This is a genomic window from Nostoc foliaceum FACHB-393, from assembly GCF_014698505.1.
Taxonomy (GTDB): domain Bacteria; phylum Cyanobacteriota; class Cyanobacteriia; order Cyanobacteriales; family Nostocaceae; genus Nostoc; species Nostoc foliaceum_A.
Map to the genome: position 1 here is coordinate 1 of NZ_JACJTD010000097.1, position 17,655 is coordinate 17,655.

Here is a 17,655-nt window from a genome sequence, read left to right on the forward strand (position 1 = left end):
AACTAGACGACCCATCAGCATTAGAAATCTCTTGTGAGGTCGATTGTTCAGATGATTCCGAATTTAAATCTGATGATGAACTAAGCGAATTCTCACCAGATGTATTAGCACTCGTTGTCAAAGCTTTTTTATGAAAAATCTTCAGACCACTGGCCGCTAGTTCTACCCCATGACCTTTAAACACATCAGAAACATCTTCATAAGAGTAGCCAGCGTCTAACATATCTTGAATAGGTTTAGCCAAACTGAGGACTAAATCAGACAGGCTGATAGTCTTAGGAGTTGCCGCTTTCTGTTTAAGACTGGTTTGAATATCTTCTATTTTTGATAAAGGAACAGCTTTCGGTTTGCGAGACATAGCCACCAGTAATAACAAATCACTTCATTGTAAAAAACTCGCGGTCAGAAAAAGTTTAAGTTTCTTGTCGTGATGTGACGAATATCAACAAAAAAGGGTTTGTATCCTCGTGAGGTAGACTAGTTTAAAAAAGCAGTTACCCATGAATCAACACTCTGATATCAAAGGGTGTTGGCAGCATTGTTAAATAGACCCTGCCCTCGGTTACACTCTTGTTGTTGCACAGAGTTAATCGTGGTTCGCCAAAGTCTCGTACTCTCCCAGTCTCTCGTTGTGCCCCTTGGCTCTCGTTACCCCAGTCCTGTCGTGGGGGTATAGGCAAGCAATACGCCGTAACGCACTACGTGCTACTTTTACCTTCGGTAAAAGCGGCGTGGTTGCTTGTTGGGGGTGTCCCCCAAACCCCCGAAAACCGTTCTTCTCAAGGGGTGAATAAGTCAAGAGAGTTCCGGGTTATCCGCCTACCTGCTCGGCGCTCCGCGCCGTAGCAGCTACAGCGAATAACCCGGTTGAAAATGAAGAAGTAGATAAATAAACGCTTAACTAGTTATGCAGCCAGACCCCCGCACCAATCTTAGTAATCAACTAGCTGACACATTAACCAATCGGTCAGTAGCACCAGATGAGAAGCGAGAAGTAACCATCACGTTTAGGGCTAGCTATGCTGAAAAAGCGAGGCTTGAGCAGCGATGCAGTGGAGTGGTGCAAAGTGACTATATAAGAGCGAGATTATTTGACTACCCTCTACCACATCCTAAATTAGTCATTTCCGAAATTAACCGACAAGCTATCTATGAGTTAAAGAAGATTGGTAACAACCTGAATCAGCAGACTAGGGCTATTAACGAAGCTGTGAAAATTGGTAGTCAACCGTTGACGGCGGAGGTGAAATCATATCTGAAAACTCTTGAAGAATTGACAGCACTTTTAGAACAAACTCGCCAATCACTTACTCAACCTACAGTAGGGGTGCAGCGCAATGATTACCAAAATCAAAGCTAACAAATCATTTCGTGGCACTACTAAATATGTGCTTGAGAAAGAGAAAGCCAAAATTATTGGCGGGAATATGTACGGGAGAAGTACCAATGAACTGGTAGAGCAGTTTACCTTATCAGCCCATCTTAACCCGCAGCTAAAAGACCCATGCTATCACTTAATGCTTAGTGTACCTAAGACTGACAGAACTCTCAATGATGACGAATTAGCTAATCTGTCCCAACGTCATTTGGCGAATGTCATTGTGTTGTCGCGGCTTCAAGGTGATGAATCCCAAGTTAAACAACCAGAAAAAAGAATATCAGATACCAAACTAAGACAGCTAGTTGATGACTTTATAGAAACTGAACTACCAGCTTATGACTTCTTTATAGCGCGGCACTCTGATAAAGAACACGACCACACCCACATTGTTGCATCTAGAGTTAATAACCTAGATGGTAAGTCTATTCGCACTTGGAATAATTACGCCCATTCGGAACACTCCGCCCGACTACTAGAGCGAGAATTTCAGCTAACCCCAGTCCAAAGTAGTTGGGAAAGTAAGCAAAAGGCTATGACTCGGAATCAACTGGAACGAGTCGAGAGTTTGGGACTTCCAGGCGAAGAAATAATGCGACGGGCGATTGAGCAAGTGGCAGCAGATAAACCCACAATGCCCCAGTTAATTGAGCGCTTATGGAGAGAGCATCAAGTCAAATCCATCGTCAGTTATTACGGTCACGGTGGGGTAAGGGGTATCAAGTTTGGCATTAATGTCGGCTCAGTTAATGAAGATGGTAGCCCCCGTTTGCTCTGGAAACAGGGAGGTAATCTCAATAAATATAAGTGTTCATTTACAAAGCTTCAGACCGAATTTGGGATAAATTATGACTCAAAACGGGACGATAGTGAAATTAAACGTTTAAATAATTTCTTAGAATCTGTAGATAACAACCAAGCTAATCAACAACTAATAACAACCATCTCACCGAAAAAAGCTCAAGCTATAGCCGAAAATAAATCCCAGCTAAATCCAGCTAAATCAGATGCAGAACAACGAGCAATTTCAGAACTAATAAATACAATCTCTGACTTTATTGAACAGTCAGTAGTTGAGTCAACTTTGATTGAAACATTGTCACAGTTAACAGAACAACTCTCTCAATATAACCAGCAGTTATCAGCAGGTAGAACCGCATTCGACGACCTATTAGCTGCAATTGCTGATGTGGAGCAACGGCTTATATCACAAAGAGCAGTGGATGCAATTGCTAATTTTATTGAGCAGTCAGCAGTTGATGATGTCTTGGTTGAAACGTTACCACAATTAGCAGAACAACTCTCTCAATATAACCAGCAGTTATCAGCAGGTAGAACCGCATTCGATGACCTATCATCGGCGATTACTCAAGAGTTACAATCCCATACAGAGAAGAAAGCTATCTTATCAATCTCTGATTATATTGAGCAATCAACTGTCGAGTCAGCCTTAACTGAAGCAGTATTAGAATTAACGCAACAACTTTCTCAATACAAAGAGCAACTCGTTACAGCTAAAGCTACATTTAATGACCTGGATGCAGTGCTTGCGACTAAGTTACAATCCCATACAGAGAAGAAAGCTATCTTATCAATTTCTGATTATATTGAGCAATCGACTGTTGAATCTGCCTTAACCCAAACAGTATTAGAATTAACACAACAACTTTCTCAAAATCAGCAGCAGCTATCAGCCGGAAGAAGCATATTCGACGACCTGGAAGCAACGATTGTTTATTTGGATCAACTCCATAGATCGCAAAAACCAGTAGACGCAATTGCTCTTAATCAAACTCCAACTATAACCACAGATAAACCAAAGCTAAAAGAAGAACAAACAGCCGAGTTATATAAGTATTACAGCGCCGACTTGCAAAACTTATTAGTGACGGACCGAGATAAAAAAATTGCTATACGGGCGCTATTAGATGATAAACCACCCCAAGATGTTGAAGAAATTCTCAAAGCTAGTCCAGCTGGATGGACTATTGATGAAGCTAGAGAATTGGTACTTATCGCTAGCAATCAACTGGCAACTCAAAAGTCAGAACCAGAACAGTCACTTGACCAAAAGCAGCGTACTAAAGAGGAATTATTAGCTATGGCTGTGCCTATTGCTGTTAAATTAATCAACTGGCAATTAAGAGAAACTGGCTCAAATAGCCTTAGATTCAAACGTGCCACTCTGGAGAAGCAGGATAGAGAACTGGTATTTACCCATGATGAACGAGGTGAGATTTTCCGAGTGGCAGTCAACCGAAACCGAGAAGGTGAGCTTGAGTATTCACCTATTCATATTGGGTCAGTAGAAATAGAAGATATTCAGCTTTGGCAAAAAGCAGAGTGTGTATTGCAACAAATAAGAGAAGAAGCAGAGCGACAAGAAAGAAGACAAAGTAAAGGGATGTCTCTCTAGGTGATGGCGCAACTCAAAACCTAGCAAGCTCAAATTGCCGGTGTCTGCCACTACCACAAATCCTATCTTGAGCCACCCAAATTGTTGCAGGCAGCGGCAGACACTCCGCTTCGTCGCCTAAAAGTTAAGAGTTGCTTGGATTTTGGGAATCTTATGGATAGTCCGTCCCATACAATACAACACAGCCCAGTTACTAATGTGGATGCAATTATCAAGTTCAAACAACAGATTTGCATTTTGTTAAAAAAGTTATTTTATATATTTAGTAATTAGTTAATTGACTAATTATTTGACTAAATCAACAGTTATCCATTTCAGCGAATAAATGCATCATTCTTTTCAAGAAAGCATAGATTTTCTAGACATGGGAATAATCATTATGAATACACCAAATCACCCTTAGCCTAAACAGAGTACGCGCTATCTCGTTGGCGAAGCTTACTTCTTTATGACGCTGTGTCAATTTCAAATCAAATGAAGGCACTTCAAAACCGCTTTAGTATTCTATGTTCAGTCTGCTTGTATAAAACATATCTAAATTCTTTACTTACTGCGTTGGATTTACTCCTTTAGATATACAGCTAAAGCAGTAAAGATAATGATACTGTTTTATACAATAATAACATTATGCATTCGAAAACAATGAATCTGAATATCCAGAGCTAATCTACATCTTTAGGCATGTAGGCTTAGTTTTAGCAAAGGAAAATTTTTGGTCGTTAAGGCTGAGAAGCTTATAACGCTAGGCTTTTAGAAGTCATCTTTTTTCTAGTCCTATGCTCGTTTATAAACGTTTAACTGTCGCAAATTGAACCATAAATGGGACAGTCCCAAACACAAACAACGAATTCCCGCTATTGCAGACTTCTGAGTGGTGTTCAGCCAAGCGTCGTAAATGGGACAGTTCATTCCGATGCCTCACTAACGACCAAAATTTTTCCGTTACTAAAACCAAGCCATATACAGATCAAAGCGGCGTTGAGGTTAATGCTGTGTTTCAAATCTTGATCCGCTTGCGGATCAAGATACCAACCTATTAAAGGTTTGTAGGGTAATAGAGGAATGGCACGCAAGTTTTAGCTGGGATCGATCGGCAGAAAACAACGTTATTTCATTCCTGTGTGTAGAAGAAGAATAAATGACCAAAAGTTCCCTTATCTTCGTACCTAAATGGTACGAAGATAAGTATTACAAGTATTTGGTGACACATGAGTAAAAAATCTACCCACAAGAAAATTGATATCGACCTCGCACAAGACGAAGTAAACAGACTTGAAAAGTACTGTAAAGAAAAGGGTAAAAAAACAAACGATGTGATTCAAGAGCTAATTCGGAAATTACCTGATTAGCTAGATTTATTACAATCAAATTAAAAAAAATCACTGCCCCGTCTCATCGTTTACAGGGATGAATATTATTGTTCAATCTCTACCAAGGTACTGCGACTATGAGCAACGGAAACTGGTTAATATTAATGCTAAATGTCAGATAATTTCTTTTTGTCTACCTCAAGAGAACGGAGTAATTCTCGAACTACATCGGTTGCTGGTCTTCCTGTGCTTGCACAGTATTGTTCAAGTTTCTCCGCTTCACCTGATGTCAGATTTACTGTGAGTCGTTTAACGGCCCATTTTTTATTCATAATTTCTTCTTACCAATATCTGAAATAGACTCTTACGTAAATTATATTGCAGTTCCAAAAGCACAGTAGCAAGCAAATATCAATCAAACAGGAGAGATAAATATGTTAATTTCCCACTCATCTAGATGTTGTAAATTATTCAGTCGTGTGATAAATTCACGACGGTCTGGCCGAGCAATAAATACTACTAATGGTTTGCCTACCAAATAATTTTGGTGTACAAAGAACAAGGTTGCTGCTGCATGGTTAGCCTCTACGATAATCCCTGCTGTATTGGTCATTAAGTAACCATCCGAAGCAAACTCAAACAAGTCTTGATAACGCTGGCGCTCCAATTGGGCTATTTCATAAGCAACAGTTATCTGTTCATTTTGTTGGCGCAGTTCCTCGGACATCACCTGGAGTTCTTCGATGACTTGCTGAAGTTCTTGGTTAATTTTCATCACTTCAGCAGATTGTCCGTTAGCCCGCAAACTAATAAGCCGCTCATCGAATTGCATAGTTAATTCATCACTATCAAGGCTAATCGTTAAAGGGAAACGTTCTATTACCATTCGCTCTTATATCTGAACGTTCAAGCTCCATATTGAGACGTTCTAAAAGCAATTTCGCCTGCTCGCGCTCGGTGATGTCGTATAGTTTCATTTAGATATAAGGCGATAATCCATCATTGAGGATACTTTTAACTCAGCGATCTTTCAAGTAGAAGACACTGGAATTGGCATTCCCGAAGAAAAATTACCACTACTGTTTGAAAAATTCCAGCAACTCGATACACCCTACCGCCGCCGCTACAAAGGTACTGGACTCGGCTTAGCTTTAACTAAACAACTTATAGAACTGCATCGGGGTCGAATTGAAGTAGAATCCACTGTGGAAATTGGCTCAATTTTTACCGTATGGATGCCAGTCCAGCCGATGAGAGTTCTGAGTCAATAGTCTAAAAGTTTTTACTCCATGCCTAATATTTCATACCCAATTAAAATTGATATTATTCATTCATTACTTGTAATAGTGAAGGTTCTCGTATATCATCTTGCATACCGTAATCAACTGTACCAAACTCTAGTTGTAACATCAGGCGGTCTCGATTGATTGGAGTTATACCTTTATGAAAGCAGAACGTATTTTCTGCAAAACCAAAGCCTGCTTTTCCATAAATAGTTACTAATGATTTTTCTCCATAATAGTTGATAATTTCCTCGTCTGTTTCTGATTTAGCTACTAACAAATATGAAATTTTCTTTTTCTTATGGCTTCCTTGCACGCAGACGTGAGGTCCACTATACACATCAACATCAGTCAAATAAAAGAAAAATTTAAAAAAGCGATAGTCATCTAGGTCATAGTGAAACATTTGAAATGTTCGTTTTTTTTGTTGCTCTGTAGTTTCCCCTGAAAAACTCCACCACAATAAAGTTGATTGATGTACAGGCTTATGCTTTAAATACTTAAATGCTATTGCTAATAACTTCGGGTCATTTTGTAATTGTTTTATAGCAGGACAGAGCGAAGCAGCGTTGAAATAACCAGCTAATTTCAGTTCTTGACTATAATAGCTTTCTGCTAATTCCTTTTGATGATAGTAAAAACCTAAGTTCGTTTTGCGATTACCATAGCAAGGATGAGAATGAGCAAATATAACTATTTCTTGCAGTATTTCTTCAGGAAGATTAATACCTAAATAAAAACCATCTGTTTTCAGACTGTTAACTACTTCATCTACGTCAACATCTGGGAAAATAGTAGAACTTTCATTTATTGAGTACTCGTTTGATGGATTTATAAGTTCAAATAAAAATTCTCTGACAGCTCGTCCTAAACGAAATCTAGCAACTTTTCGCATTAACAACCATTTTGGGTTTTTAGTTAAACCTTTATAGTTTTCGTAAAGAATATCGTACAGCAGTGGAAACCTTCGAGCTAATTGTTTTAACATATAAAACTCCTATTTGATTTTTAAAAAATTCAGTAGGTAAGTAGGTAGGCATAAATAAACATAACTATGTAACGAAAAGTAAAAACGCTGAAAATCTTGCGATTGCTTCACTCCACTTCTTTACATTCGCAATGACATAGTTGTAAATTTCTCAACACCTACTTACACCTCATATCTATTCCTTGTTTACTATTTCTTATCTCTGCAAGTAAGTATGGCTACGCCACGCAAGGTATCAGAAATAAAAGTGGATCGCTAAAGATTAATAGATATGAGAATTAAAAAACGAAGCTAAGTAATTGGACAAAATTAATTAGGTATTGAGCCGAGATACAAGTAAAAAGCAGCAAGATGGTCTGGAAACTCTTGCTATGTATAGGGTTCAGGCATTTTTAAGTAAAATTGGCTCTATAGCGTAAATCTTGGGTATCTATCGCTACAAGAACTAGAGTTTTTATTAATTTTATTTACAGGTTTTACAGGTTGAACGATGAATATCTTTCGCAGTACAACCCCTGAAACTCTTGCAGGTAATGGATTACAGCCCCAAGCATTAGCCTCCTACCACAGAGTATTTATAATTCTCTTTGGTAGGCGAAAAGCAATTATTGACCCTCAGACTGCAAGTATCTTCAGGCAAAATCCTACTTTCGCTTCAAAAACGCTCCAACTTATATACAGCAAGGCTTTCCAGACCATCTTGCTGCTTTTTACTTGTATCTCGGCTCAATACCAATTACACAAAATCTGGACTGAAATCCTTGACTGGCAAAGAATTGGTAAATAAACAATATGTAATTAATGCTGTCTTGGTACTTATCAATAGTTTTTAGTTAAAAAACTAATAAGCCAATAAGCCGAAAAATACTTACTTTTTGAATGAATCTGAATTCTAGAGGATAAAATTAAACTCAGTAGCTAAGAGGATGTTTGAAAAGTTTTGGGCGAATATAATTCGCTACTACACCAACCAAGTCCGCCTGCGCGGACTAACGCAAAAACAAGGGCTTGAACCCACGCAGATGGGTTTTGTCTGTGTAGCCGCGACTTCTAGTCGCCAAGGCGAGTAATAAATTAGACTTTTCAAACAACCTCTAAGTAAAACTTTAGTCAAGAGTTCTACTTATCCTCTGGGCTTGATCTGTATTTAAGAAAGACGTTGGCGTTGCTGAATTAGGATATAAAACTCAAAAATAAATTCTTCTCAACTTTTACTATCTGCGACTCTGTGTGACGGACACTTTTCTTAATTCGGGATACCTATCCTCCACGCAAGTGTCTTACTGTGCGTAATACAAATTCATGTTTCCACTCAGCGACGCCGTGATTTCATATTCAAATGTTGCTTTAACTCTTAAAAAAAGAGTTAATTCTTAAAACTTAGAAACCTCCTTTGGGAGCAAATAATTTGTTAATAGCATCATACTTGCTATAATCCGTTTTAAAAATAATCCCTAAGATAGATAAATTCCAGGGCTATTTCATCTTAAAAGGCTGCTTGAGGCTGTTGGGGTGTCGGCGATTGGTCAGAGACTATGAGTTATTGCCGGAAACATCGGAGACGTTTATCTACCTTGCCATGATCCGGATCATGGTGAGGCGATTAGCATAAAATTTGACCCCTCAAAACTTTTCAAACACCCTCTAAGCCCAATCACAGAAACCGCTTTCCGTTTCTGCTCTGGCGTGACCTCCAGATAATCTTTAGAAATAATTATCAAAGAACTAGCTTGATAAAATCACCTTAATTGCTTTATACTTAGTTGCTCACATATTTTATTTTGCATATACCTCAGCAGATACCCTTTGGCATCCTGAGAGTAAACAACCTTACCATCATTGATAACATCTCTGTATCCGATACTTGTGGTATCTGCAATGACACTGGCATGGCAAAAGTATTCTAAATTATTTCCTAAAAGTAAGAGTGAGTCCCAAATAATGGTAAATATTAACGCTTCAACCGACTATTCAAAAAGAGTACCTAATCGGCTAATCACTAAACTTGGTAGATTCTCTTGGTTTCGTGGCATCCGCAGTAAAATCAAAAAAATACCTAAAACCTATAAGGTACAATTCAGCAATATTTTTTTTGAAGATATAAATACAAAACACTGTCTTGAGCAAATTAATAATACTTCTTTATACCAAGGTTTTTATCTCAATCAAAACCTAGTCGATGAAATATTTAATTTTGCTATTGATAACGAATGTATAGAACCAAAAACTGATAAAATATTTTATGCACTCTTGTATAATAATTTGCCCAAATCAAATTACATATATCGTGGATTAGTAACTAACACCCACAAATGCCGAGCCATAGATGAGGTGAAATTTAACTACAAGGCAATTGAAATTGCTACGAAATTTTTAGGATATGAACCAACTAATATTACCCAACATCTAACTTGGAGTCTTGTCGTACCCGAAAGTGAACATTTCATACAACAAAATTATCCTGCTGCTAGATGGCACTACGATGTTGTCGGTGAAGAATCACTAACTTTTAATTTCTATCTCACTGATGTCAATAATGATCAGGAAGGGCCTCACCAGTTTATTTCTGGGAGTCATAAAAATCTACCTTGGCAACTCCTTTTCAAGCCCAGTAGCATCCGTGAAAATACCCTTGATAAATACTTCCCTCAACAACTCAAATCATCGATACTCGGTAAGTCGGGATATGGGTTTATTGAAAATCCCTTATGTTTGCACCGTGTTAAGCCACCTGCGATGAAACCACGATTAATTCTGCAACTTCGTTACTCTTGAAACATATGTAATTTGGGAACTGATTCGAGCGTTACCCTAAAACCCAATCACCGAAAAATCAAGATTATGGAGTAATTTTAATCTCTGCACTGTGATTAAGAATACATCTACCTTTAATATAAATTTACTTTTATTACTTAAAAATCATACCTAGGTTAAATAAAACTATTTTCGCCAAGCTAGTAAGCTTCAACTATCAAGCAAATAGTCTTCTATAAGTTATGAGTTTAGCTTACCTATCTGCAAGTAATAATGGGGTTCAGTTAGGTCGAGGGGGAGTATTATCTCCCGCCCCTCCCATTTAGAACCGGACGTACCCGTTTCCGTGTATCCGGCTCCCGACAATCTTAAGTATCCCTTTTGCTCATGTGGATATATTGGTGACAGGATTGATGTACTGCCATCATATTTTGGGATTTCCAGTTATTGTGGTTGCCATCAATGTGATGGAGGTGTATATCTTCACCGTCTATGAACCGAAGACCGCAATACCCACACTTATGGTCTTGCTTGATTAAAACTTTGGCTGTTATCCCATCGTAGTGTTTGGATTCTCTTTTACTCCAGTAAACAATGTCACCATTAAATGGGGAGACATTCCCCTTAACCATGATGTGTTTGTTTTCTGAATATGGTACTGCTGGGAATGCTTTATCTATTAAAGCATCCGTTTGATGGCGGTTAAGTTTGGGTTCTTTATTGAATGGCACTAAGAAAAGCTGTAAAGGATGCGGGGTAAGCAATACAGCATTTAATACCAGAGAACGCAGCAATGGTATAGGTTAGGCTGATGCCGATGAAGAGATGATATACAGTTTGTTTGAACTTTGTAAATAAAAAATAAATTTTTCGGCTCAAAGCAGTTTCATTTTAAATAATTTTGACTTTGGACAAAAAAGCTTTGTTCGCATAAACTTTAAGCGAACAAAGCGAATGATTAATCTTGTTTATAGTTTTCCGCCTCTTTTATCAAATCTGATGGATGATATACCCCTACTGGTGACACAAATAGAACAGATGGGTGTACAGAAGCTAATTTTTCTACACTAAAGAGGCTGGCACTTATTTATAGACCCGTGCCAAGTGCTGATGAGGAAATTTTTACAAGAGCTAATGCCTTATGGCTGAGGTAGAACCAGTTTTAATTGCCTATTACACGTAAGAGCCATTACGTGTAATTAGTGACTATATATATTGATCTAACGTGATCGCTTTTTTGGCATTGAGCCGACAATCGTGTAAATTCCATTTAGATGGTAGAGAGTAGAGCATATACTTTGTGGTTGATTTCGGCAGACCCCCTGAAGATCACATCTATGTAAGTAATGTTCAAATCCCAAAATTTTTGGGAATACTAAGTTTACGTTTTTACGAGACATAAAGATATACTTTACAACCCTAGATAAATTGCAATCTCGATAGAGTTGGCATTTCTCCAGGGTTTTTTATATGCAATAGGTTTATTAGCGCAGAGTATGTACTCTGCACCAATCAAATGAGGGTAAACAGCGGCTCACGGGTGCTGTAGAAAAACAATTTGTAAGATGCTTGCTGGGCACATCTTGAAGCCTTGCGCGTAGAATTTTCCCTTCTTGGCACGGTAATACCTATAATGCTAAAAGCTGCATTGCTACACAAGGAAGTTTTACTATGAGTGTAAAATCTCAAACTCCCTCGGATATTCAGTTTGAATCAAAGATTGTTTGGTTAAGCAATATCGATGCTATTCCTTATGTTAGAGAGTATTTTAATACTTGTTGCAGTAGAAGAAAGGGAAAGGTTAAATATCAAACCTATCAGATCATTGGCTATGCAGAACTAGAAGACAACGCTCCTAACACTGGTAGAAGTGGGTGTTTTGCTCGGTGAATATTTTGGCTTGCAAAGCATGATCGCTTTTACGAGCCTGATGGAGTTTATAAGCAAGGATGTCCAATAGAAGCTATAGATCCATTAACTGTTTTTCCAAAAGTTCTAGGGCAGATAACAACAAGAGCTTGGAACGGAACATTGTCACAAGACGTTGACTAATCAAGATAAATCAGCACAGTGCTTTTAGTGAAGGATGAACAAAGTACTCGAAATCAGCAACGCCAGTTTTTTTATAAGCACGAGTAATTTGTTCGACGACCATAATTAATGCTTATTTAGATTTTCTCTGTTTTCCAACTGACCAAGCCACTTCTCCCCCCTTCCTTTGTCCTGCCCTGGTAAACACAAAACCAGCGTCTTCAAACTTTGAACCGTACCTACAAACTGTAGAGGGAGACAATTTTAGTAAAGTCGCCAGTTCACGAGTGCTGAGTACCCAACCATTTTTATATGCTTCTTCCAATGCCCTTAAATGGGCGACTGGATCAGTCGCGGTCGCCAAGAGAGGAAGCTGGCGGACAATGGCGGGAATCAGCCGTGTCACTAACCCTTCAATCACTTGCGAAAGTTGGCCGAACTGACTGGCGGTTAGTCCGGCGACTGTTAACTGACCGTCAGACTGACTGGCAGACTCTATGCCAGAATCAAAATTCTCTGACTGACCGCCTTCATGACTTGCGTATTGGTCGGCAAAGTCCGCCATGCTGCCACCCGCTTTCATGTGGGCATCTAGCTGGTCAAGCAGCTCTAACTGCTCTCCACTGACATAAGACTTATTACCGATTTTGGTTGGCTTGATGCCTAACCGATTGATGCGATCGTAGAGGACGGATTTAACAATCCCGTACTTATCCGGGAGCTGTGCTACTGGCACTCGGTCGAGTTTGGTCATAGTCGGCGGTCTGACTGGCAGACAGTTTGTGTAACAGCATACACGCTCTCACTTATAATTAGCAACTGCATCCACCAGCATCAGCCGTCAGATCGCGCTCTTGCGGCCGGGTACGCCACCGCGCTTTATGGTGCTGCTTCCTCCCTTACAGGGATGTCGTCAAACTATTAGAAGAGAGCTTTTAGCCGCTGTTTTATATCTGTTTTATATCTGTTTTATATCTCTTGTTTGATTGATAATTGCTTGCTACTCTGCTTTTGAAACTGCAATATAAACGACGGATGAGTCTATTTCAGATATTCGTAAGAATAAATTATGAATAAAAAATGGGCCGTTAAACGGCTCACAGTAAATCTGACATCAGGTGAAGCACAGAAACTTGAACAATACTGTGCAAGCACAGGAAGGCCAGCAACCGATGTAATTCGAGAATTAATCCGTTCTCTTGAGGTAGACAAAAAAGAATAAAATCAAAGAAGAGATGGAACTTAATAAGCGCCTTAGAGACGATTTATCGCGGTGAGCAGCCAAGTGTAATCAATTGATTTCAGTAATTTATTAATAACTGGAACGATGTTTGCTGCAATGTTTTTAGTTAGCGTTCGCCAGATAATACTTAATGGAACAGAATCGCTCTTTGAGTCAAAATTTTACAAATCACCCCAATCATGCTAATCGCTCAGACCTGCAATCAAGACATTTCTCAGCCAGGATTATCTGCAACTATAATTTCATTTGAGCCAGAATTATCTGCAACTATAAAAGTCAAAAAAACGAAATTTTTTCTTACTTTTAATTCTTACTTTTAGAAATATCATTAATAAATTTAGAGCCTATTATAAAAGTCCATAAATCTAAATCTATGCTTTAGTTCTCTCTTCAAATCACAACCAACCGGAGATAAGCTTGTGATTAATTTAACTTGAAATTACTGAGAAACCCAGACTGTGTAAAAGCGGCGCTACTGTTGCTCGCGGTCAATCCACTTATGCACTGTAGGGACTTCAAATCGACTCAACTTTTCAATTAATTCCACCGGGTCATCCCCTGTTAAAACAATGCTTCTGTGTTCAGGGCGGATAAACTCCTCTTGGGTCGCGTGATTGAGAAAAGAAAGCAGCTCATTATAAAACCCCTCAATGTTCAACAGCCCACAGGCTTTTCTATGAAATCCAAGTTGAGTCCAAGTTGCAACTTCACAAAACTCCTCTAATGTTCCTAATCCACCTGGTAGTGCAATAAATGCATCAGCCAGATCAGCCATGAGTGATTTACGTTCGTGCATGGAGCCAACAACTCGAAGATCGCTTAATCCAGTGTGGGCAATCTCTTTATCGACTAAGGCTTGCGGAATTACTCCAATCACTTTTCCTCCAGCAGCTAGCACAGAATCAGCTACAGCCCCCATTAGACCTACGTTTCCCCCGCCATAAACAAGGGTAATGCTGCGCTCTGCCATCTCAGTACCTAGACTTTTTGCAGCCTCAAGATAACTATGGCGAGCGCCAAAATTAGAGCCGCAATAGACACAAATACTCTTCATCGATTTTGCTCTTTAGCCAACATCTCAAGCAGTTTAGCAACAAGGGGTAGTAATAAACTTAATTTTCTTACCTCTCTAGTTCAATGTCGTGACAATGGGGTGAAATGAGCAGGCGATACTGTTGGCGAAAGTGTTACAAACGCATAAACAAAAGTGTTACAACTAAAAGCTGCAACGGCAGATTGAAGGTTTGAGCTTACATAATACTTTCAAATACAAGTATGTATTACATTCGCCAACGGCATCGGTATCCCAGCTGTACCCCAAGATGGAACTCTGACGCTACAGGGCTTACCCTGAAATCTTACATCTGGACAGAGCTAATGTCAGGCAATAAATCACAGCAAAAACAGCAGGAGTAACTACTGCGGCAAAACGCCTGACACCAAACGGAAGATGTCCCTCTGGTGCTTCTAGGTCAAAGATGACATCCTCAAAACTTATCCACTTGTGTTTTGCTCTCCAGCCCACACGCTCACCGAAACTGAAAATAGTCTCATAATCAGCATTAGGATTACCACCTACACTTTCCCAAATACGCTTTTGGACACTGAAACCAAACCGCCCATTGCTGTATTTAACCCAAAGTTGGTCGAGCATTTTCAAGTCAGCACAAGGAAAGTATTTCACATGGTCATTATCTAATATGTCTTGATCAACTCCATCTATATTAATCACCTCAAGCATTAAATCCATCGTTTCTTCATCTGCTTGTTGCCATTGCCCTGCTGCTAGTAAATTCTGCAATTTTGTATAATCTACATTACTTAATTTTTGATTATTCATTTTGGGGATTATTAATACTATTGCCAGTTAATCTGGCGCTGAATGCTTGACTGTATCCGTTTTTAGCTCGATGTCGTTTAAACTCCTTTTACCGCCAAAGACCGCGATCACGCGTTGGGCTAATCTGGGGCTGAATGCCTTACAGCCTTTACTTTTGCCCCGATGTCGCCTAACTACTATTTCCCGACTTGATAAAAATCAAGTGAGGGTACAAAGAATGAGGACTCTTGTAAAAGTAAATACTAACTTCCTTAATTCACACCCAATTTCTCAGTCTAAAGGAATAAGACTCAGGGTAGAGAAACTTGATTTAATAAATTGTTTTGCTAATTTACAAACAATTAATAGTGCCCACTAGGTAGCTAGTTAGCGCTAGCCACTAGTAGGACTTCCTCCGTAATTGAGTTGCTAATTTACAAACAATTAATAGTGCCCACTAGGTAGCTAGTTAGCGCTAGCCACTAGTAGGACTTCCTCCGTAATTGAGTTGGCAACTAAGGAGGCCAATTTATCGTGGCAGAAAGTTATTGTGATGCGTATCCTGAAGATGATATAGATATCTTCAAAGGAATGACAATTCTTGTAGTAGATGATACAAATGATTTTCTGCTCTTAACTACCTATATTCTTGAAAGCTATGGATTTCGGGTGATGACGGCATCCAATGCTTCAACAGCATTTGAAGTCCTTAAACAGTTTCGGGTGGATCTTTTAATTAGTGACATTGCTATGCCAGAAGAGGATGGGTATTTTTTGATACAGAAACTCAGAAAACTTCCGCAGTTCAAAACTAGAGAAATTCCAGCGATTGCTTTTAGTGGTTGTGCTGAAGGCAAGACGCGCTCAAAAGCTTTGGCATCTGGGTTTCAAACTTATCTTCAAAAGCCTTGCTCACAGAAGCAGCTAATAACAGAAGTAGCAAAATTGCTATTACTAAAAAGTCATAGCAGTCCACAGAACGACCCACGAGTAAACTGCTGTTCGCCCTTTTGAATCCTTGGCTTACACCCAATCAGCCCCTCTACTTCAGCAGAAGACGAAAGCCAGCCCTCGGTAGCCGCAAGCTGAAGCTCTTTAAGGTGCTGTAGTGGCTCGGCAGGTCGGAGGTGACGGGCGATCGCTTCTACCAACTATACTGTTATTCTACTGTTAATAACAGTATAGTTGGCAAGACTTTTATGCCAAAATATAGTACTCCAAAGGAAACATCTGAGTACTTAGGGGTATCTCTTCACACACTTAGGAGGTGGGAAAAACAAGGAAAAATACAGACAATCAGAACTCCATCAGGACAAAGAAGATATGACATCGCGTCTTATACGGGATTATCAAATCAAAGAACTGAACGGTCAATTATCGCTTATGCCCGTGTTTCAAGTCGCGGGCAACAAGCTGACCTTGATAAACAGATTGCAGTCCTTCTTGAACTTTACCCCAGAGCATTAGTCATCTCAGACATTGCCAGTGGACTCAACTTCAAAAGACCGGGACTTAGAATCCTTTTCCAGCAAGTCCGTAAAGGCAATGTCAAATCTGTTGTAGTTGCCCACAAAGACAGACTTGCCCGTTTTGGGTTTGACCTCATACAATGGCTCCTTGAGCAAGACGGTGTAAGGATCATGGTTCTCAACCAAGACAACCTTAGTCCTGAGCGAGAATTGGTCGAGGATATCATTGCCATTGTTCACGTCTTTAGCTATCGACTTTACGGGCTTAAAAAATACAAATCCGCAATCAAAGAAGATCCGAATTTACCTAAGTCTTGAACTTCATGCCGTGTGGAAAAGTGGTTAGCAGCTTGTAGGGACTGTCGACGATATCTCCTAATCATCGTCGCTCTATTAAATAGAAACGTTTCTCCTAAATATCTGCTTTAATAAAACCAAAATCCCATCAGCGGGTTTGAGTATCCGTCAGGCGAGATAAATGAAAAGGTTTTGCAATTGCAGTGGATAAGTGCGCTCTGTTAACGGCTGATTCACCACAGATTAAGGTTTGATGCGACTAGATGATCAAATGTACGCTCTGCAATCGTGGAAACAGTACCTCCGGTATTAGCCTACCAATCAACCGTATTCGTTTTAATCATGGAATAACATTAAAGTTTTTTGTAAAAAAAATACATTTTTATTCCTCAGATCAACGATTTTACAAAAACACACGAGGCAGTAAAAATCTACTGGCTCACGCGATTTATGCCAAAAATAAACCGGATCATAATAACAGTTCTGATAAGCAATGAGCTAAGAATTTGATTATTAACTTAGGGTGCTGCCTCCAAGTAATTGTTGCGGCTCGCAATTATAAATGCTCTGGCTCGCAAACAAGGTAATTTCTGGCTCACATTATTTGCAAATAGAAAAGCACTTCGGCTCAGATTAATTGCAACTAGGCTCAAGTGAACTGCAAATG

The 17,655-nt window shown here is 39.3% G+C and carries 18 protein-coding genes and 3 pseudogenes; 13 read left to right on the top strand and 8 right to left on the bottom strand.

The window, feature by feature from the left end; all coding sequences use genetic code 11:
• Positions 1-358, bottom strand: a 358-nt coding sequence (locus H6G92_RS35330; protein WP_190901130.1) for a hypothetical protein, incomplete at its 3' end; no start/stop codon positions are given.
• A 212-nt stretch (positions 359-570) separates the two neighbouring features.
• On the opposite strand from H6G92_RS35330, the gene H6G92_RS35335 reads away from it, so the two are divergent.
• The 4 genes from H6G92_RS35335 to H6G92_RS35350 all read left to right on the top strand — a co-directional run bounded on the left by H6G92_RS35335 (position 571) and on the right by H6G92_RS35350 (position 5,143).
• Positions 571-846: a hypothetical protein gene (locus tag H6G92_RS35335; protein ID WP_190901133.1), complete on the top strand. Its 276-nt coding sequence runs from the start codon at positions 571-573 to the stop codon at positions 844-846.
• 61 nt (positions 847-907) lie between these two features.
• Positions 908-1,360 (top strand): plasmid mobilization protein, encoded by a 453-nt coding sequence (locus tag H6G92_RS35340; protein ID WP_190901135.1) that lies wholly within the window; start codon positions 908-910, stop codon positions 1,358-1,360.
• Entirely contained in the window at positions 1,338-3,794 is a 2,457-nt protein-coding gene (locus H6G92_RS35345; protein ID WP_190901137.1) for a relaxase/mobilization nuclease domain-containing protein, read from the top strand. The genes H6G92_RS35340 and H6G92_RS35345 overlap by 23 nt, the downstream gene beginning before the upstream one ends.
• Positions 3,795-5,002: 1,208 nt before the next feature.
• Complete coding sequence (locus tag H6G92_RS35350; protein WP_190901139.1) at positions 5,003-5,143, top strand: RepB family protein; 141 nt, start codon at positions 5,003-5,005, stop codon at positions 5,141-5,143.
• A 128-nt stretch (positions 5,144-5,271) separates the two neighbouring features.
• On the opposite strand, the gene H6G92_RS35355 is transcribed toward H6G92_RS35350, so the two are convergent.
• Both H6G92_RS35355 and H6G92_RS35360 read right to left on the bottom strand, forming a co-directional pair.
• Positions 5,272-5,436, bottom strand: coding sequence for a CopG family transcriptional regulator (locus H6G92_RS35355; protein WP_190901141.1), 165 nt, complete (start codon positions 5,434-5,436; stop codon positions 5,272-5,274).
• 83 nt (positions 5,437-5,519) lie between these two features.
• A complete protein-coding gene (locus H6G92_RS35360; RefSeq protein ID WP_190901143.1) occupies positions 5,520-5,990 on the bottom strand; it encodes a PAS domain-containing protein in 471 nt (156 codons plus the stop codon).
• A gap of 130 nt (positions 5,991-6,120) precedes the next feature.
• Between H6G92_RS35360 and H6G92_RS35365 the strand changes: the two are divergent.
• A pseudogene (locus tag H6G92_RS35365) lies at positions 6,121-6,375 on the top strand (ATP-binding protein); the annotation flags it as partial.
• Positions 6,376-6,427: 52 nt separating this feature from the next.
• Here H6G92_RS35365 and H6G92_RS35370 read toward each other — a convergent pair.
• A complete protein-coding gene (locus tag H6G92_RS35370) occupies positions 6,428-7,375 on the bottom strand; it encodes a hypothetical protein (RefSeq protein WP_190901145.1) in 948 nt (315 codons plus the stop codon).
• A gap of 490 nt (positions 7,376-7,865) precedes the next feature.
• On the opposite strand from H6G92_RS35370, the gene H6G92_RS35375 reads away from it, so the two are divergent.
• The 4 genes and pseudogenes from H6G92_RS35375 (at position 7,866) to H6G92_RS35390 (ending at position 10,150) form a co-directional block, all read left to right on the top strand.
• A complete protein-coding gene (locus tag H6G92_RS35375) occupies positions 7,866-8,162 on the top strand; it encodes a hypothetical protein (RefSeq protein WP_190901147.1) in 297 nt (98 codons plus the stop codon).
• A 139-nt stretch (positions 8,163-8,301) separates the two neighbouring features.
• Positions 8,302-8,445, top strand: coding sequence for a hypothetical protein (locus H6G92_RS35380; protein WP_190901149.1), 144 nt, complete (start codon positions 8,302-8,304; stop codon positions 8,443-8,445).
• A 446-nt stretch (positions 8,446-8,891) separates the two neighbouring features.
• Positions 8,892-8,987 (top strand): annotated as a pseudogene (locus tag H6G92_RS35385) (IS5/IS1182 family transposase); the annotation flags it as partial.
• A gap of 329 nt (positions 8,988-9,316) precedes the next feature.
• The gene (locus tag H6G92_RS35390; protein WP_190901151.1) at positions 9,317-10,150 is read left to right on the top strand and encodes a hypothetical protein; all 834 of its coding nucleotides are present in this window, start codon (positions 9,317-9,319) and stop codon (positions 10,148-10,150) included.
• Positions 10,151-10,497: 347 nt separating this feature from the next.
• Here the strand turns inward: H6G92_RS35390 and H6G92_RS35395 are convergent, their stop codons facing one another.
• A complete protein-coding gene (locus H6G92_RS35395; RefSeq protein WP_242059449.1) occupies positions 10,498-10,923 on the bottom strand; it encodes an HNH endonuclease in 426 nt (141 codons plus the stop codon).
• Between the two features lie 877 nt (positions 10,924-11,800).
• Between H6G92_RS35395 and H6G92_RS39985 the strand changes: the two are divergent.
• Positions 11,801-12,181, top strand: a pseudogene (locus H6G92_RS39985) (DUF6009 family protein).
• 112 nt (positions 12,182-12,293) lie between these two features.
• Here H6G92_RS39985 and H6G92_RS35405 read toward each other — a convergent pair.
• Entirely contained in the window at positions 12,294-12,914 is a 621-nt protein-coding gene (locus H6G92_RS35405) for a winged helix-turn-helix domain-containing protein (protein ID WP_190901155.1), read from the bottom strand.
• Between the two features lie 315 nt (positions 12,915-13,229).
• Here H6G92_RS35405 and H6G92_RS35410 point away from each other — a divergent pair, with 315 nt between their 5' ends.
• Positions 13,230-13,382 carry a CopG family transcriptional regulator gene (locus H6G92_RS35410; RefSeq protein ID WP_069069721.1) on the top strand — a complete coding sequence of 51 codons (153 nt, stop codon included), beginning with the start codon at positions 13,230-13,232 and terminating at the stop codon, positions 13,380-13,382.
• A gap of 493 nt (positions 13,383-13,875) precedes the next feature.
• On the opposite strand, the gene H6G92_RS35415 is transcribed toward H6G92_RS35410, so the two are convergent.
• On the bottom strand, positions 13,876-14,457 hold the full coding sequence (locus H6G92_RS35415) for an LOG family protein (RefSeq protein WP_190901157.1): 582 nt from the start codon (positions 14,455-14,457) through the stop codon (positions 13,876-13,878).
• 291 nt (positions 14,458-14,748) lie between these two features.
• Positions 14,749-15,243 carry a GUN4 domain-containing protein gene (locus H6G92_RS35420; protein ID WP_190901159.1) on the bottom strand — a complete coding sequence of 165 codons (495 nt, stop codon included), beginning with the start codon at positions 15,241-15,243 and terminating at the stop codon, positions 14,749-14,751.
• Between the two features lie 513 nt (positions 15,244-15,756).
• Between H6G92_RS35420 and H6G92_RS35425 the strand changes: the two genes are divergently transcribed.
• Positions 15,757-16,236 carry a response regulator gene (locus tag H6G92_RS35425; protein ID WP_313890047.1) on the top strand — a complete coding sequence of 160 codons (480 nt, stop codon included), beginning with the start codon at positions 15,757-15,759 and terminating at the stop codon, positions 16,234-16,236.
• A gap of 185 nt (positions 16,237-16,421) precedes the next feature.
• Positions 16,422-17,009, top strand: coding sequence for an IS607 family transposase (locus H6G92_RS35430; RefSeq protein WP_190901162.1), 588 nt, complete (start codon positions 16,422-16,424; stop codon positions 17,007-17,009).
• Positions 17,010-17,655: the final 646 nt, after the last annotated feature.

Coding starts and splice junctions, on each gene's coding strand:
- H6G92_RS35345 (WP_190901137.1), top strand. CDS start 1,338: ATGATTACCAAAATCAAAGCTAACAAATCATTTCGTGGCACTACTAAA.
- H6G92_RS35360 (WP_190901143.1), bottom strand. CDS start 5,990: ATGGTAATAGAACGTTTCCCTTTAACGATTAGCCTTGATAGTGATGAA.
- H6G92_RS35390 (WP_190901151.1), top strand. CDS start 9,317: ATGGTAAATATTAACGCTTCAACCGACTATTCAAAAAGAGTACCTAAT.
- H6G92_RS35410 (WP_069069721.1), top strand. CDS start 13,230: ATGAATAAAAAATGGGCCGTTAAACGGCTCACAGTAAATCTGACATCA.
- H6G92_RS35370 (WP_190901145.1), bottom strand. CDS start 7,375: ATGTTAAAACAATTAGCTCGAAGGTTTCCACTGCTGTACGATATTCTT.
- H6G92_RS35340 (WP_190901135.1), top strand. CDS start 908: ATGCAGCCAGACCCCCGCACCAATCTTAGTAATCAACTAGCTGACACA.
- H6G92_RS35350 (WP_190901139.1), top strand. CDS start 5,003: ATGAGTAAAAAATCTACCCACAAGAAAATTGATATCGACCTCGCACAA.
- H6G92_RS35405 (WP_190901155.1), bottom strand. CDS start 12,914: ATGACCAAACTCGACCGAGTGCCAGTAGCACAGCTCCCGGATAAGTAC.
- H6G92_RS35415 (WP_190901157.1), bottom strand. CDS start 14,457: ATGAAGAGTATTTGTGTCTATTGCGGCTCTAATTTTGGCGCTCGCCAT.
- H6G92_RS35355 (WP_190901141.1), bottom strand. CDS start 5,436: ATGAATAAAAAATGGGCCGTTAAACGACTCACAGTAAATCTGACATCA.
- H6G92_RS35420 (WP_190901159.1), bottom strand. CDS start 15,243: ATGAATAATCAAAAATTAAGTAATGTAGATTATACAAAATTGCAGAAT.
- H6G92_RS35430 (WP_190901162.1), top strand. CDS start 16,422: ATGCCAAAATATAGTACTCCAAAGGAAACATCTGAGTACTTAGGGGTA.
- H6G92_RS35380 (WP_190901149.1), top strand. CDS start 8,302: ATGTTTGAAAAGTTTTGGGCGAATATAATTCGCTACTACACCAACCAA.
- H6G92_RS35375 (WP_190901147.1), top strand. CDS start 7,866: ATGAATATCTTTCGCAGTACAACCCCTGAAACTCTTGCAGGTAATGGA.